The organism is Ruegeria sp. YTSA105 (assembly GCF_059610225.1).
This window is the reverse complement of the sequence record NZ_JBXWNE010000003.1, coordinates 297,753-313,962: the sequence shown is the minus strand read 5'-3', so window position 1 is coordinate 313,962 and position 16,210 is coordinate 297,753. Positions and strand designations below refer to the sequence as shown.

General features: G+C 59.9%; 15 protein-coding genes. 12 read left to right on the top strand and 3 right to left on the bottom strand.

From position 1 onward, the window contains the following. Positions 1-26: 26 nt before the first annotated feature. The 6 genes from AC2FH2_RS06400 (at position 27) to AC2FH2_RS06375 (ending at position 7,519) form a co-directional block, all read left to right on the top strand. Positions 27-791 (top strand): uracil-DNA glycosylase, encoded by a 765-nt coding sequence (locus AC2FH2_RS06400; RefSeq protein ID WP_496823197.1) that lies wholly within the window; start codon positions 27-29, stop codon positions 789-791. Further along, on the top strand, positions 791-1,387 hold the full coding sequence (locus AC2FH2_RS06395) for a metallophosphoesterase family protein (RefSeq protein WP_496823166.1): 597 nt from the start codon (positions 791-793) through the stop codon (positions 1,385-1,387). The genes AC2FH2_RS06400 and AC2FH2_RS06395 overlap by 1 nt, the downstream gene beginning before the upstream one ends. Continuing rightward, positions 1,387-2,007, top strand: coding sequence for a LysE family translocator (locus AC2FH2_RS06390; RefSeq protein ID WP_281995253.1), 621 nt, complete (start codon positions 1,387-1,389; stop codon positions 2,005-2,007). The genes AC2FH2_RS06395 and AC2FH2_RS06390 overlap by 1 nt, the downstream gene beginning before the upstream one ends. A gap of 6 nt (positions 2,008-2,013) precedes the next feature. Beyond that, positions 2,014-2,556 (top strand): molybdenum cofactor biosynthesis protein B, encoded by a 543-nt coding sequence (gene moaB, locus AC2FH2_RS06385; protein WP_496689050.1) that lies wholly within the window; start codon positions 2,014-2,016, stop codon positions 2,554-2,556. A 104-nt stretch (positions 2,557-2,660) separates the two neighbouring features. Beyond that, a complete protein-coding gene (locus tag AC2FH2_RS06380) occupies positions 2,661-4,115 on the top strand; it encodes an efflux RND transporter periplasmic adaptor subunit (RefSeq protein ID WP_496823165.1) in 1,455 nt (484 codons plus the stop codon). Positions 4,116-4,120: 5 nt separating this feature from the next. Next, positions 4,121-7,519 (top strand): efflux RND transporter permease subunit, encoded by a 3,399-nt coding sequence (locus tag AC2FH2_RS06375; RefSeq protein WP_496689048.1) that lies wholly within the window; start codon positions 4,121-4,123, stop codon positions 7,517-7,519. Here the strand turns inward: AC2FH2_RS06375 and AC2FH2_RS06370 are convergent. After that, a complete protein-coding gene (locus tag AC2FH2_RS06370; RefSeq protein WP_496689045.1) occupies positions 7,516-7,932 on the bottom strand; it encodes an NUDIX hydrolase in 417 nt (138 codons plus the stop codon). The genes AC2FH2_RS06375 and AC2FH2_RS06370 overlap by 4 nt on opposite strands. Positions 7,933-7,939: 7 nt before the next feature. After that, complete coding sequence (locus tag AC2FH2_RS06365; protein WP_281972581.1) at positions 7,940-8,752, bottom strand: protein-disulfide reductase DsbD domain-containing protein; 813 nt, start codon at positions 8,750-8,752, stop codon at positions 7,940-7,942. Between the two features lie 145 nt (positions 8,753-8,897). Between AC2FH2_RS06365 and AC2FH2_RS06360 the strand changes: the two genes are divergently transcribed. After that, positions 8,898-9,452 carry a YqgE/AlgH family protein gene (locus AC2FH2_RS06360; protein WP_142635367.1) on the top strand — a complete coding sequence of 185 codons (555 nt, stop codon included), beginning with the start codon at positions 8,898-8,900 and terminating at the stop codon, positions 9,450-9,452. On the opposite strand, the gene AC2FH2_RS06355 is transcribed toward AC2FH2_RS06360, so the two are convergent. After that, entirely contained in the window at positions 9,453-10,403 is a 951-nt protein-coding gene (locus AC2FH2_RS06355; protein ID WP_496823164.1) for an L-threonylcarbamoyladenylate synthase, read from the bottom strand. It abuts the gene before it with no gap. Positions 10,404-10,541: 138 nt separating this feature from the next. Between AC2FH2_RS06355 and AC2FH2_RS06350 the strand changes: the two genes are divergently transcribed. Genes AC2FH2_RS06350 through AC2FH2_RS06330 form a run of 5 tightly spaced genes read left to right on the top strand, consistent with a single transcriptional unit; the run spans position 10,542 to position 16,198 of the window. Continuing rightward, the gene (locus AC2FH2_RS06350; protein ID WP_496823163.1) at positions 10,542-12,248 is read left to right on the top strand and encodes an acyl-CoA dehydrogenase family protein; all 1,707 of its coding nucleotides are present in this window, start codon (positions 10,542-10,544) and stop codon (positions 12,246-12,248) included. Next, positions 12,248-13,294: an MBL fold metallo-hydrolase gene (locus tag AC2FH2_RS06345; RefSeq protein ID WP_496823162.1), complete on the top strand. Its 1,047-nt coding sequence runs from the start codon at positions 12,248-12,250 to the stop codon at positions 13,292-13,294. Before AC2FH2_RS06350 ends, AC2FH2_RS06345 begins: the two co-directional genes overlap by 1 nt. 5 nt (positions 13,295-13,299) lie before the next feature. Then, complete coding sequence (locus AC2FH2_RS06340) at positions 13,300-13,749, top strand: DUF6173 family protein (RefSeq protein WP_142635374.1); 450 nt, start codon at positions 13,300-13,302, stop codon at positions 13,747-13,749. 36 nt (positions 13,750-13,785) lie between these two features. Beyond that, the gene (locus tag AC2FH2_RS06335; protein WP_496823161.1) at positions 13,786-15,651 is read left to right on the top strand and encodes a glycerophosphodiester phosphodiesterase family protein; all 1,866 of its coding nucleotides are present in this window, start codon (positions 13,786-13,788) and stop codon (positions 15,649-15,651) included. Continuing rightward, positions 15,638-16,198, top strand: a complete 561-nt coding sequence (locus AC2FH2_RS06330; RefSeq protein ID WP_281995245.1) for a hypothetical protein — start codon at positions 15,638-15,640, stop codon at positions 16,196-16,198. Before AC2FH2_RS06335 ends, AC2FH2_RS06330 begins: the two co-directional genes overlap by 14 nt. The last annotated feature ends 12 nt before the right edge of the window (positions 16,199-16,210 follow it).

Genomic DNA, 16,210 nt, shown 5'->3' with positions numbered 1-16,210 from the left:
GTCAAAAGGAGGTTAGATTGAGGTCTATGGAATCGGCTTTGGATTATCACACAGCGCGGGCTCTGCTGGATTGGCAGATTGAACTGGGCGCGACGGAAGCGATCGGGGATGCCACGGTGGACCGCTATGCGTTGCCCGACACCGCGCCCAAATCCAAAAAGCCCACAGCGGTACAAACGGCGCCGGAAAAGCCCAAGCCGGTCGATGCGTTGGCGATTGCCGATTCAGTCGCCAAGACAGCTGGTTCGCTGGACCAGTTGCGCGCTGCGATGGATGCGTTTGATCATTGCGAGTTGAAACGTGGCGCGCGCCAGTTGGTGTTTGCCGACGGGACGCCGGGTGCGCGGGTGATGATTATAGGCGAAGCTCCGGGCCGGGATGAAGATCGCGAGGGCAAGCCCTTTGTTGGCCGGGCCGGGCAGTTGCTGGACAGGATGTTGTCCGCGATTGAGCTGAACCGTGCCGAAAACGTCTATATCACCAATGTCCTGCCCTGGCGGCCCCCGCAGAACCGGGATCCCAAGCCCGAAGAGATCGGCATGATGAAGCCGTTTCTGGAGCGCCACGTCGCATTGGCCAAGCCCGAGGTTCTGGTCGTGATGGGCAATATCAGCTGTCAGGCGGTGCTGGGCAAACGCGGTATAACTCGGTTGCGCGGCCAGTGGGATCAGGCTTGGGGGCTGCCGGTCATCCCGATGTTTCACCCTGCTTACTTGCTGCGGCAACAGCCAATGAAACGGCAGGCCTGGGCAGATCTGTTGGAGTTGAAGGCCTGGCTGGAGGGCAAGTGATGCGCATCCTGGCCTTTTCCGACCTGCATATGGCGCGCAGCCGGGCGGTCGAATTGGTTGCCGCCAGCGCCGAGGCAGATCTGGTGATCGGTGCTGGTGATTTCTGCAATATGCGGCAAGGGCTGGATCAGGCGATGGAGATGCTTGCAGGCATTTCGGCCCCTCTGGTCCTAACCCCCGGCAATGCCGAAAGCGTCCAAGAGCTGACAGCGGCTGTGCCCGAAGGTGTCCACGTGCTGCACGGCACCGGGATGACTGTGGACGGGGTGCGCCTGTTTGGTCTGGGATATGGTGTGCCCGTGACGCCTTTTGGCGGTTGGTCCTGCGATCTGACCGAGGCCGAGGCCGCCGAGTTGCTGGATCGGTGCGACGCTGCCGATATTCTGATTACGCATTCTCCGCCCAAAGGGCATGGCGATGTCACGTCAATGGGCGGCGCCGTCGGTTCGGTCGCGGTGCGCGACGCGATCGAGCGGGTGCAGCCGCAGCTTTCTCTGCATGGCCATATCAATGACAGCTGGGGGTATCGCGGGGCAATCGGGCGCACCCAGGTGGCCAATCTGGGGCCCAGACCAAATTGGTTTGAGCTGCATTGATGATCGAAACTGTAACCCTTCTGGCGTTTATCCCGGCTGCGCTCGCTCTGAACCTCACACCCGGAGCTGATATGATGTTCTGCTTTGGGCAGGGCCTGCGCAAAGGCGCACGGCCCGCGCTTGCGGCCAGCGCCGGTATTTCTGCAGGGTCGATGGTGCATGTCCTGCTGGCTGGGCTTGGGTTTGGCGCGGCGGTATCGACGCTGCCCTGGCTGTTTGATGTGATCCGTTGGTTGGGGGTGGCCTATCTGCTTTATCTGGCCTGGCGTTCGATCCAAAACGGTGCTGTGCCGGCCGAGGCACCGGCACATAGCGGGAAACTTGCGTTTCGTGATGGGCTGCTGGTCAATCTCACCAATCCAAAGGTCATCCTGTTCGTGCTGGCCTTCATCCCGCAATTTGTGGACCCGACCTTGGGGCCAATCTTGCCGCAGTTCCTGACCCTTGGCCTTATCATCGCGGTGGGCGGCTTTGTGGTGAACGGGATGGTCGGCATGTTTGCCGGTGGCGCGGGCCGAGTCTTGGTCTCGAACCCGCGTGCCTCGCGTTTCATGGGCTGGGTGACCGGAGGGATTTTTACGGCGCTCGCCATTCGGCTTGCGATTATGGAAAGGGCCTGACGTCATATGTCACGCATCGACGAAAGCAAAAAATTCATTCCAGTTCGGATCGCCGTCCTCACTGTCTCGGATACGCGGACGCTGCCCGAGGACCGATCGGGACAGACTTTGGTGGATCGGATTCAGGCGGCGGGCCATTTGGTCGCGGACCGCAAGATCCTTCCGGATGAGCGCGCCCAGATTGTAGAACAGCTGCGCGTGTGGATCGCAGATCCTGAAATAGATGCCGTCATCTCGACCGGGGGTACCGGCCTGACAGGGCGCGACGTTACAGTCGAGGCGCATCGGGATGTCTACGAGAAGGAAATCGACGCGTTCGGCACGGTTTTTACAATCCTGTCGATGCAAAAGATCGGCACCTCTGCCGTCCAGTCGCGCGCCACAGGTGGCGTCGCCGGGGGCACCTATCTGTTTGCATTGCCCGGCAGCCCCGGTGCCTGCAAGGATGCCTGGGATGGAATATTGCTAAAACAGTTCGATTATCGTCACCGGCCCTGCAATTTCGTGGAAATTATGCCCAGATTGGACGAACATCTGCGACGGAAGTAAGCTGGTTACACGTTCAAATGTGTATTACCGCTTTGTGGCTTGGCATTTTTCGGGGCAAAGCTACCTTCTGAAATGCTAGCCTGATGCGAACGGGGTGATAGTAAATGCGCTTTCTGAGGCAGAGCCTTGCCGGAGTTTTCCTGACGTCCTTGACGTTGGCACTCTTGTTTGTGGCGGTTCAGATGATCGCGGGTGCAGTGCAGGATGTTCTGACGCGCGAGGATGCCGCTCCGCAGGCGCGGGAGCGCATTTTTGCGGTTACTGTCCGGAATGCCGAAGTGGAAACCGTAACGCCTTATCTTGAAGCATTTGGCGAGGTGCAAAGCCGCCGCCGCCTGGAACTGCGTGCAGCGCTTGGTGGCCGTGTGATTACCTTGTCCGAAGATTTCGAAGATGGCGGTGCTATCACTGCAGGAGAGGTTCTGGTCGAGCTTGATCCGGCGGATGCACAATCGGCGCTGGATCGCGCCAAGTCGGACCTGCTGGATGCCCAGTTTGAGGAACGCGATGCCGAACGGTCGCTGCTGCTGGCGCAGGATGAGCTGAACTCGGCCGAGGCGCAGGCCGAATTGCGGGGCCGTGCCCTGCAGCGCCAAAAAGACTTGAAAAGCCGGGGAGTGGGCGCGGCGGCATCCGTGGAAGAGGCGGAACTGGCCGAGGCATCGGCACAGCAATCTGTTCTGGCCCGGAGGATCGCGCTGGCACAGGCGGAATCGCGCGTCGATCAGGCAACGACTTTGCTGGCCCGCGCCCGTATCGCGCTTGCCGCTGCCGAACGTGATTTGGAAGACATGACCATCCACGCTCGGTTTGGGGGAACATTGACCGACGTGACTTTGGTTGAGGGTCGCCTCGTGTCAGCCAACGAAAAACTGGCCGAATTGGTTGATCCTAAAGCACTTGAGGTGGCCTTTCGCGTCTCGACCGCGCAATTCGTGCGCCTGCTGGATGCTGAAGGGGATCTGATCAATTCTCCGGTCACTGTATCGCTCGAGGTCACAGGAGCAGATCTTGCGGCACAGGGTCGCATAAGCCGCGATAGCGGCTCGGCCGGAGAAGGGCAAACTGGTCGCCTGCTTTATGCCTTGCTCGAGGATACTTCGGGATTCAAGCCCGGTGATTTCGTGACAGTCTCGGTTCAGGAACAGCCGCTTGAGAACGTGGTGCGCCTGCCGTCCTCGGTTCTGGATTCAGCAGGGACGGTTCTGATTCTGGGCAAGGATGACCGGCTTGAGGTTCTACCAGTGCAGTTGATCCGCCGTCAGGGTGATGAGGTGCTGCTGCGCGGGCGGGGGTTGGAAAGTCGCGAGGTTGTCATTGGTCGAACGCCTCTGCTTGGGGCCGGTGTCCGGGTCAGGCCGCTGCGGGATGAGGCCAACGCAGGGGGCCAGACGGATATGGTCGAGCTGTCCGAGGAACAGCGTGCCCAGCTGGTGGCGCAGGTCGAAGCCAGTGATGCATTGCCTCAAGATGTCAAAGCCCGCGTGCTGGGCCAACTGGGCGAAGCCAAGGTTCCCGCGTCGTTGGTGCGCAGCATCGAAAACCGAGCCGGAGGTTAGGCGCGATGATGCGCGAAATTCCCGGCGCGGCTGGGGGGATACTCAGCTATTTCACGCGCCACAGGACGGTCGCCAACCTGCTGCTGCTAGTTATGCTGGTGCTGGGCGCGGCGGCCATCCCGAATATGCGGGCGCAGTTCTTTCCCGATGTGATCCTTGAACGGGTGGATGTCAGCGTTAGCTGGGATGGAGCTGGTCCTGAAGATGTCGATAATGGCATCGTTCAGTTGTTGGAGCCGGCCCTTCTGGCCGTTGAAGGCGTGTCCAGCACCTCTTCGACTTCGCGCGAGGGCACAGCCCAGATCCGGATGGAGTTCGAGCCGAACTGGGATATGTCTCGCGCGGTCGAAGAGGTCAGAACAGCGGTCGACAGTGTCACCAACCTGCCAGACGACGCTGATGAGCCGACCATCCGACGCGGTGCCTGGCGCGATCGCGTCACGGATGTTGTCGTCACCGGCCCTGTCGATCCTGAACAGCTGGCCAAGTTCACCGATGAGCTGATCAACCGTTTGTTCGCTGTTGGCGTGACCCGCACCACGATCCGGGGCCTTGCCGCGCCGCGCATCGTGGTCGAGGTGCCCACCGCGCAGTTGATCGCCAATGACATCACCCTGTCCGAGATCGCATTGGCCATCGCAGCCGAGGTCAACGCCAATCCGGCGGGCGATGTGACAGGGGCCAATGCGCGCATTCGCACCGGCACCGAAAAGCGCAGCCCGGAAGAGATCGAAGGGATTACGCTGCGCAATTTCACCGATGGCTCAAAGCTGTTGATCGGTGACGTGGCGCAGATCCAGATTGAAGGTGTCACCAGAAATCGTAGCTATTTTGTTGGCAAGAATCCGGCAATGTCCGTTCGTGTGGATCGGTCAAATCTGGGGGACGCGATTGAAATTCAACACACGGTCGAAGATGTCGTCTCGCAGATGCAAGCCAGCCTGCCCGAGGGCGTAAAGGCCGAGCTGATCCGGACACGGGCGCAAGCGATCACCGACCGGCTGGATATTCTGGTCGATAACGGGCTGGTTGGGCTGGGTCTTGTGGTCTGCCTTCTGTTTCTGTTTCTGAATGCGCGGATTGCCTTTTGGGTTGCCGCGGGTATCCCGGTGGCAATGTCGGCGGCGATTGCGTTCATGTATATTGGCGGCCTGTCGATCAACATGGTGTCGTTGTTCGGCTTGATTATCACTCTGGGTATCGTCGTGGATGACGCCATCGTTGTGGGTGAACATGCCGATTTTCGCGCGCGACGGCTGGGTGAGCCACCAATGGTGGCCGCCGAACGCGCCGCACGTCGCATGGCGATGCCGGTCTTTGCTGCGACGCTGACCACGGTTATTGCCTTTTTTGGCCTGACTGCGATTGGTGGACGTTTCGGAGAGTTAATCCGCGATATCCCCTTCACGGTGATAGCGGTATTGATCGCCTCGCTGATCGAATGCTTTCTGATCCTGCCCAACCATATGGCCCACGCGATTGCGCACTCTGCCAAGGAACATTGGTATGATCTGCCGAACCGTGTGGTGAACAAGGGGTTTCGCTGGGTGCGCGATACGCTGTTCCGACCGCTGATCGCCTGGGTAATCTGGGCACGCTATGTGGTGGTGTCGGCGATGATCGTCATTCTGGCCAGCCAGATTTCCCTGTTCATCCGCGGGGACGTGAACTGGCGGTTTTTCAATGCGCCCGAGCGTGGATCGGTTACAGGCAATTTTATCATGGCCGAGGGCGCAGGCCGCGCGGATACGTTGGCCATGATGCACCAACTACAGGCCTCGGTAGAGGCGCTTGGCCAACGCTATGAAGAGCGGCACGGGCGCAACCCCATTGATTACGTGCTGGCCGAGATCGGGGGATCCGCGGGCCGTGCACTTTCGGCAGCGGATGGCAAGGACACGGATTTGCTGGGCGGGATTTCGATTGAGTTGATAGATGCCGACCTGCGCCCCTATTCGAGCTTCGAGTTTGTCGGAGAGTTGCAGGAAATGGCGCCAAGCCATCCCAAACTTGAGCTGCTCAGCTTCAGGGGCTGGCGGTCTGGTCCGGGAGGAGATGCGATTGACGTGCAGCTCTACGGCGCCGATGTGAACACGCTTAAAACGGCTTCCGAGGACTTGCAGGTCGCGCTTTCGAAATACCCTGAGGTTTCAGCGCTGGAAGACAATCTGGCCTATGACAAGGAAGAGTACATTTTGGATCTGACCGCGCAGGGACAGGCGCTGGGCTTTCGGATCGAAACATTGGGCCGGGTGCTGCGGGACCGTCTGAACGGGATCGAGGCCGCGACCTTCCCGGATGGCCCGCGCAGTGCCGAGATCCGGGTTGAATTGCCTGAAGGAGAACTGACCGCCGATTTCCTGGAACGCACACTGATGCGCACGCCCGATGGAGTCTATGTCCCGTTGGCCGATATCGTTTCGGTTCAGCGTAAATCCGGATTCTCGACCGTGCGGCGGGAAAACGGGCTGCGGGTGATTTCGGTCTATGGCGATATCTCCGAGGATGATCCAACACGCGCGGCCGAGATCGCCCGTGCGATGAGCGAGGAAATTCTGCCCAATATCGCAGCCACACGTCAGGTCGAGTGGACCATGGCAGGTCTGAGCGAGCAGGAAGAAGAGTTTCTGTCCGAAGCCCGTACCGGTCTGATCCTGTGCCTGACGGGCATCTATCTGGTGCTGGCCTGGGTCTTTGCCAGTTGGACCCGACCATTGGTGGTGATGGCGATCATTCCGTTTGGTTTGGTCGGAACCATTTGGGGCCATTATATCTGGGAGGTCCCGCTCAGCATGTTCACGGTTGTTGGCCTGCTTGGGATGACCGGAATCATCATCAACGACTCGATTGTTCTGGTGACGACGATTGACGAGTATCAGCAGACTCGTGGGCTGATGCCCTCCATCGTCGAGGGGACATCGGACAGATTGCGGCCAGTAATGCTGACGACGCTGACCACGGTTCTGGGCCTGACCCCACTGTTGTACGAAGGATCGCAGCAGGCACAGTTCCTCAAACCGACCGTGATCACGCTGGTCTATGGGTTGGCGTTTGGGATGGTGCTGGTATTGCTGCTCGTTCCTGCCCTGCTGGGGATCCTGAACGATCTGTCGCGGCCAATGACGGCCATGCGTCGCGCAATTCGGGCGCCGGATCGTGTGGTGCAGGGGGCGCTTGTTGTCACCGGGTTTGCCTTGATGCTCTGGTTTGCGTTGACGATGATCTGGCCTGCGGTGACCGGGTCTCCACCGGGCCTTGTTTCGGGGCTTTATGCCGGGCCAGAGGGCCCCTCAATCCTGCGGATGGGGTTTGGAGCTTTTACTGCCGGCGCCACGGTGATTCTGGTGGTGAGCATTGTTTTGTCGGGCCTGTTGTACGCCCGTCTCAAAGGACGCACTGCCTAGCCCTGACGCAGGGCGGTTTCCAACAGGTTTGAGACTCGGTCGCTCATGGGCAGTGCGCCTTGTCGGATCAAGTCCAGTGGGAACCAGCGTGCATCCATTGCGTCATCCCCCGCAACCGGTAGCCCGGTCTGATACTGGCAGGCCACGCCAACCAACAGGTAATGAGACAGAACCGCGCCATGAGCGTCGCGGCGCAACAGGTCCAGATTGTCCAGATACCGCAACGGCTCGGCAATCACCGAGGTTTCTTCGCGCAGTTCCCGCTGTGCTGCCTGCAGGACGGTTTCGCCCCATTCCACATGGCCGCCGGGAAAGCCCCATAGCCCCTTATCCGGTTGCTTGCTGCGCTGAACCAGAAGGACGTGCCCGTCATGAATGACGACCGCAAGCGCACCGATTTTCGGAGTTTGCATCATGGGGTCAGCCAGCGCTGCACCCCAGAATGTCCACCGCGTGATTGGCACCCAGAACAGTGATCCGGATCTTTGAGCGATCCAGCGCAAACGGACCGCCCGAGGCGTTGATCACCTCGGATGTGGCGACCAGAGTACCGCCCTGCCGTTTGGCGTCGGTTTGCGAGGCCCACAGCTCGGGGTTGCCGGGTTCGATCACGGCGATCTCGCGGCCACCTGCGGATGGCATGGTGACGCGCGCCTCGATCTGCATTCCGTCAGACGTCGGGGTCAGGTGGCACCGCGCGTTGGCGACCCGGGCTTCTTTGGCGGAATAGGGACGCTTGGCCAGTGCCGCCGCGATCGTCGGGTTGCGCTCTGCTTCGGCGTTCAGGGTATGATCGAAGCCCAAACGTTCCGGGATGCAGACGTCTTTGCAGACCCCCAGATCCACCGTGCCTTTCAGCCGCACGGGTTTGGCCGGGTTCTTCGGCGAAATCTCGACCGGCAGGACCATTTGATTTTCGTATCCAATCGACTGCAGGCCATTCTGGTCAAAGACATCCGGCGCGGGCCATGTGATCGACACGCTGCCGACATTGGTTGATCTTTTCCAGTCGAACTGTGGCGGAATGCCCGCATCGCCCGGCGCCCGCCAATAGGTCTTCCAGCCGTCCTGCAGGGTCACCCGCAGCGCCCCAAGATAGGCTCCATTTGCTGTGCGCCCGCCGTCCAGGATATCCAATTCGGCCACCGAGCCGACCACTTGTGCAGATGCCGGTCCAATCGCGCCAACGGTCACGGCAAGGGCGGCTGCCAGAAATGTCTTGTGAATGTTCATACCCTATAAATGCGTGGTCTCGAGGCGAATTCCAAGTCACGTTCGGGTCACTCGAATGAAATCTAGCGAAATCGCCGCTCGTCCCTTGCCAATACCGGGACTGCGGGGGCATTGTTGATAGGAGCTCAGCAAGAGATGTCGTCTTATGGATCTGACCGGTAAACTGTTGATTGCGATGCCTGGGATGGGCGATCCGCGTTTCGATCATTCGGTTGTCTATATTTGCAGCCATGGCGACGATGGCGCGATGGGTCTGATCATCAACAAACCTTCGGATTTACGCATAAAGACGCTGCTGGGTCAGTTGAACATCGCTTGCCGTATCCCGATCGTGGGTGAGCGTCTGGTGCATTTCGGCGGCCCGGTCGAGATGTCGCGCGGATTCGTCCTGCACAGCGCCGATTATGACGCGAACCTCCATTCCCTGCAGATTTCGGACGATTTCAGCATGACTGCAACGTTGGACGTGCTTGAAGACCTGGCCTCGGGGCAAGGGCCGCTGAATTCTATGCTGACGCTAGGGTATTCAGGCTGGGGACCCGGGCAGCTTGAGGATGAGATCGCGATGAACGGATGGCTCACAACCGAGGCGGATTCGAAGCTGGTGTTCGATGTCCCCGATGATCAGAAATGGGAGGCGGCGCTGGCAACGCTGGGCGTCGATCCTCTGACTCTGTCGGCCAGTGCAGGGCGCGCCTGATCAACTGTCACGCGGTGCTGCAGCCCGGCGCAACCGGTCGTTGATAGCGGCGCCCAATCCGTGGTCCGGAATAGGGGACACGGCAATCGGGCGTCCGGTGCTGTTGAGCTTGTGCAAAGCGGCAAAAAGATTGGCCGCTGCCTCGGTCAGGTTACCATCAGCGGACAGGTTCAGGTCGCATTCGACCGGTCCAAATCCCAAGAGAATCTCGTCACCGTGTGTAGTCTGCGCGTTCAACCGGACCGCCACGTCCGGGGCGTAATGCGACAGCATCTGTCCGGGTGCTGTTAGCGTGTCGCCCGATTGGTGTAGATGCAATGCCGTACCGAGAGCTGCCTCGATCTGGTCCAAAGCCACCCCTCCGGGGCGTAGCAAAGCGGATTCTCCAGCGAGGCCGACAATGGTGGATTCCAGCCCGACACCGCAGGGACCGTCATCCAGAATGGCAGCGATGCGCCCGTCCAGACCGGCGCGGACATGCGCGGCTGTTGTCGGGCTGATCTGTCCCGAAGGGTTGGCCGAGGGCGCAGCGACCGGCCCGTCGAACATCTCGAGAATAGCCCGGGCAGAAGGATGCGCAGGCACCCGAACCGCCAATGTATCCAGCCCGGCAGTGACAAGCGACGATACACCGTGCCCTTCCCGCAGCGGCAGAACCAGAGTCAGCGGGCCGGGCCAGAACACCTGTGCCAACGCCTCGGCCTGATCTGACCATTCAACAAACCTGCGCGCGGACTCTACCGATGCGACATGCGCAATCAGAGGGTTGAAACTGGGTCGGCCCTTGGCGGCATAGATGCTGGCGACAGCCTCTCCGTTGCGGGCATCCCCACCCAGCCCATAGACCGTTTCAGTCGGGAAAGCGACCAGCTGTCCCTGCCTCAGAAGATCCGCAGCCTGAGCAATTCCCGCCGGGTCGGCTGACAGTTCGAGTGTACCGTTAGAGATCATTGTGAGTGACGCCGCGTTTTGATTGCTTGTAGCATAAGGATGGGTACGTAATCGTTCAAACCCAGATGAATAACGGCGAGTCAGCGGATTTCCAACCCCGGCGTCGCGGACCGTTCAAGACAGCCCCGAGGTAATATTATGCCCTATCGCGCACCAGTTGCAGATTACGAATTTCTGTTCCGCCATGCGGTTGATTTTGATCGTATTGCAGTGACCGACAAGTTCGCGGAAGCAAGCGAAGACGTCGTCAGCGCCATCCTGACCGAGGCTGGAAAACTCTGCGAAGAGGTCATGGCGCCGCTTCAGCGGAACGGAGACCTAGAGCCCGCGCGTCTGGAAAACGGCGTGTTGCGTACCTCGCCAGGATTTAGCGACGGTTGGAACGCTATTGCCGAGGGGGGCTGGATCGGCATGAGCGCCGATCCCGAGTATGGTGGTATGGGGCTGCCGATGACCTTGACCACTGCCGTCAACGAGATGATGTCTGCGGCCTGCCTGTCACTGCAACTGGCGCCGCTGATGACGCAGGGCCAGATCGAAGCACTGGAGCACCACGCAAGTGATGAGCTGAAGAACCTGTACCTGCCCAAAATGATCGCTGGTGAATGGTCGGGCACGATGAACCTGACCGAGCCGCAGGCGGGATCGGATGTGGGTGCGCTGACGTCGAAGGCAGAACCGAATGGAGATGGCACCTATTCGGTGTCTGGTCAGAAGATCTTCATTTCCTGGGGTGACAACGATTTTGCTGAAAACGTGTGCCATCTGGTGTTGGCACGCCTGCCCGATGCAGTTCCCGGAACCAAGGGAATATCGCTTTTTCTGGTGCCCAAGTTCCTGCCGGACGAGAATGGCAATCCAGGTGAGGCAAATGACCTGAAAGTGGTTTCGCTCGAGCACAAGATGGGTCTGCATGGTTCGCCAACTTGCGTGATGCAGTATGATGGCGCCAAAGGTTGGCTTGTGGGTAAGGAACATGGCGGAATGGCTGCGATGTTCACCATGATGAACAACGCGCGACTGGGCGTCGGCGGACAGGGTATCGGTGCCGCCGAAGGCGCCTATCAGCAGGCGCTGGAATATGCGCTTGAGCGGAAACAAGGCAAGACACCTTCGGGCACAATCCTCGATCACGCCGATGTACGCCGGATGCTAATGAGTATGCGTGCGGATACTTTTGCTGCGCGTGCGATCATGCTTGCAAACGCAGCCGCGATCGATATGGCCAATGCAACAGGCGACGCGGACTGGGTTTCGCGCGCGGCCTTGTTGACGCCGATAAACAAGGCCTTCGGTACCGAAACCGGTATGCGGGTTTCGGAAGAAGGCGTGCAGGTCCATGGCGGTATGGGCTTTATCGAGGAGACCGGCGCGGCACAGTTCTATCGCGACGTCCGTGTGACCGCGATTTACGAGGGCACCAACGGCATTCAGGCCATGGACCTTGTCGCACGCAAGATGATGGATGGCGGCGAAGCGGCGTCCCGTTTGCTGGACGAAATCGAGGATCACGCCGAACGCGCGCGTGGGTCAATGCCGGAACTGGCGGGTCCTGTCTGGGAGGCCACGGAAAGCCTGCGTGAAACGACCGAGTGGCTGATATCGCAGCCCGACATGAACACGCGATTTGCCGGCGCCGTGCCCTATCTGAAGGCATTCGCCCGCGTTCTGGGCGGTCACTATCACCTCAAGGCGGCCCTGGCCGAGCCAAACGGCACCCGTTTCAAGCTGGCACGCTTTTATATCAATGCGCTGTTGCCTGAGTTTTCGGGGCTTTTGGTTCAGGCGCAGAACGGTGCGGATGACGTCTTTGCTCTCAGCGCCGAGGAAATGGTAGCTGCCTGATGGACGGTGATACACATTTGACGATCCGCAATCCTTGGCCCGAGGCTCCGGCCCTGGGCGAAGCCGTTGAAATTGCCGAAGGCGTGCTTTGGATGCGGTTGCCGCTTCCTATGGCGCTGGATCACGTCAATATCTATGCGCTGGATGATGGCGACGGATGGACGTTGATCGACACTGGCATGTCCTCGAACAAGACGCGCCGTATTTGGGCGGACCTGATGGCGGGACCGCTGGGGGGCAAACCCGTGACGCGCGTGGTGGTGACCCATCACCATCCCGATCACGTTGGCAATGCTGGTTGGTTTCAATCTGAACACGGGGCCGAGCTGGTCACGTCGCGTACTGCATGGCTGTTTGCACGGATGCTGACGCTGGATGTGCAGGAAAACTGGCCGCAGGAAACGCTGGATTACTACCGAAGCGCCGGGATGGATGCCGATTTCCTTGCCAAAAGGATGACAGAACGGCCCTTCAATTTCTGCGACACGGTCTATCCGATGCCGCTGGGCTTTACCCGGATCAAGCAGGGCAGCGTCATTCGTATGGGCGGGCGCGACTGGGATGTTCATATGGGCAATGGCCACGCTCCCGAACATGCAACTTTTTGGAGCCGTGACGATAATCTGGTGATCACGGGCGACCAGGTTCTCAGCTCGATCAGCCCCAATCTGGGCGTCTATGTTACCGAGCCCATGGCGGATCCAGTGGCGGAGTGGATGGAAGCCTGCGAGCGCCTGCAGGACCTGGCGCGCCCGGATCATATGGCGCTGGGCGGGCACAAACTGCCCTTTACCGGCCTGCCGGTCAGGATGAGGCAGTTGATCGACAACCACCACAGCGCGCTGGACCGTCTGCAGAATTATCTGGACCAGCCCAAAACCGCTGCTGAGTGCTTTGTGCCCTTGTTCAAACGCCAGATCGGTGAAGGAGAGTATGGGCTTGCTCTGGTCGAAGCAGTTGCACATCTGAACCATCTCTACCACATTGGTGCTGTTACCCGAACGCGGCGCGCGGACGGGGCGTGGGAGTTTCAGCGCAAAGGGTAGAAGGCATGGACAAGATCGAAACCTCAGCCGAGGCAGCGGAATCAGCAGCATTGCCCCGATGTTACGAGGTGCATGCCAACCCGGATGCGAAATCCGGCGCCAAGGACCTGCCCGGCCAGTTGCAAAAGCCCGTAGCCACCAAAAGCTCGGCGCAATGGGCCTATGAACGGTTGATCCTGTATATCCAGAATTTCGAGAATACGCTGGATGCGGATCATGAGGTCGCCATGGGATTTACTGGCGGTGATGCCGGGGTAATGCGGATCGAAGGAATGGGCTATTTCGACCCTGATATCATCACTTTTTACGGCGCAGATGGGTCCGGGGCGCGAACCCAACTCGTGCAGCATGTCAGCCAGTTGAATGTAATGCTGCGAGCGCTGCCCAAATCGGTCGAGGATAAGCCCGCCAATCGCATCGGATTCCGGCTGGCGGCTGATCTCGAAGAAAACTGATAGCCTGACTTGCAATTCACGTCTGCGCAGCCTTGAATGAATCAATCATTTGGGGGGCGCAACGTGGCCACTTTCTCTGCCGTTACAAAAGCATACAAGGGCGCGTGGGCACGCCGCCGGGTCTTTGTGCCGATCTATGTCGCCGTGCGCCTGTTGCTGATTGCGCTGATTGCGCCGGGCGTGGCGATTGCGGTGAACCTAGCAGTTTCGCTCTCCAGCCAGACCGCCCTGACGGATCAGGATATTGCCGCGTTCATCCTGTCTCCGCTGGGGTTTGCGGTCGCAATCGCAATGCTCAGCCTGTTCCTGCTGGCCGAGGTCTTTGTCTTCTCGGTCATGGCCGGGTCGCTGAGGATGGGCGAAAGCGATCCGTGGCGCGCGGGGAGCGCGGCGATCAAGTTGATCCTGTCGCGCCTGCCTGCGCTGTTTGGATTTGCTGCACGCCTGGTTCTGCGGATCATCCTGTTGATCCTGCCTTTCGCCGCTATCGCTGCTCTGATCGCCTGGTGGACGCTGACCGAGTATGACATCAACTATTACCTGACCTTCCATCCGCCGTCTTTCTGGATCGCCGTTGCGCTGATCGGAGCTGTGGTGCTGGTCATGGCATGGGTGCTGATCCGCAAGCTGTCCGCATGGGCGCTGGGACTGCATCTGGTTCTGTTCGAAAACCTGCCACCGGCTGATGCTTTCCAGGTCAGCGCGGATCGGATGGAGGGCAAGCGCGGGCGGCTCAAGATCGCACTGGTGTTCTGGCTGGGGCTGAGGGCAGTTCTTGCCGCGCTGATCGCTTGGGGCGCGGGATCATTATTCGCGTTGGTGCCCCTGCAGGGGGCAGAGCATCTGCGGCTGGCGCTAGTTTACAGCCTTCTGGTCGCCGGGCTCTGGTCGTTGGCCGGGCTGGTTTTGGCAGCCACCGCGCTGGGAGCACTGGCGGTTTTGCTGGACGGTTTTTTCGAGATCCGGACTTCTGAACCACCACATCCCGCACCAGGCAATCTGCGCATTGGTCTGCTGAGTGCTGTTGGCATTGCGGCGGTGGCGGTATCGGTCGGGCTCTGGTTCGGTCAATCCCTGCTGGAACGCGTTCAGGCCCCTGACAGGGCCGAGGTGATCGGCCACCGTGGTGCCGCTGCGTTACGGCCGGAAAACACCATGGCCTCGGTTCTGAAGGCGATTGAGGACGGGGCGGACTGGGTTGAAATCGACGTGCAGGAAACGGCGGATGATGAGATAATCGTCGCCCATGATAGCGATTTCATGAAGCTGGCCGGGGTGAACCTGAAGGTCTGGGATGCCACGATGGAAGACGTGGCCGAGATCGATATCGGCAGTTGGTATGGCCCGGAATATGCCGATGAACGCACGCCAACACTGCGCGACGTACTGGCTGCGGCCAAAGACAGGGCCAAGGTGATCATCGAGTTGAAATATTACGGTCATGACGTCGATCTGGAAAACCGCGTTGCGGCCTTGGTCGAGGAATTCGACATGCAGGATGACATCGCTACCATGTCGCTGAAATACCCTGCCGTGCAAAAGATGAAGGCTCTTCGTCCCGATTGGCGCGCGGGGGTTTTGGCGGCAACCGCTGTTGGCGATCTGTCGGGTCTCGAAGGGGATTTTGTGGCTGTCAACGCCGCCATGGCCACGCCGGGGCTGGTACGTTCGGTGCAGGCCGCGGGCAAGGATATCTATGTCTGGACGGTGAATGACCCGTTGCAAATGTCGGCCATGGCCTCAATGGGGGTGGATGGGCTGATCACGGACCGACCGGCAATGGCCAAAGAAGTCTTGCGTATCCGCGCTGAAATGGGGCCGGCAGAACGTCTGATGCTGTGGCTGGCAACGGTGCTCGGCATGGCCGTTGATACCGATGCGATGCGCGATGAAAGCCCGTAATCTGGCCGTTTCTCTGGCGCTGATCGCGGCGCCAGTCGGGGCGCAGGACTTTATGCGCAGTCTTGAGATGCCCGCCCATCGCGCGCTGATCGCACAGCGGGGCGCTGCGGAATTGACGCCATTTGAAACGGATGGCTGCTCGGGCGGGTTGTCAGCCAGTTGGCGCTTTGTGGCCGACACGTTTCCCAGCTTTCAGGCCCTGTTCGAGGCGCATCCCCCATGGGAGAGTTGCTGTGTCAGCCATGACCGGGCCTATCACCACGCGGGCGGAGGCCTGCGCCCCGAAGACAGTTATGACGCGCGCCTGTCAGCCGATGACAGCCTGAGAGCCTGCGTGCGGCAACACGGGGATGAGAACGCCGAAATTTACGCCGAACGCTATGACATGACTTCGGATCAGATACGATCCGCCCATGCCATAACCGCCGAGGCCATGTATGGCGCGGTGCGATTGGGCGGGGCGCCCTGTTCGGGCCTGCCCTGGCGGTGGGGGTTCGGATATCGCGGGTGTTCGGTCTTTAATTCCGTGTCACCTGCGCCCGAATGACGTGGTGACAGG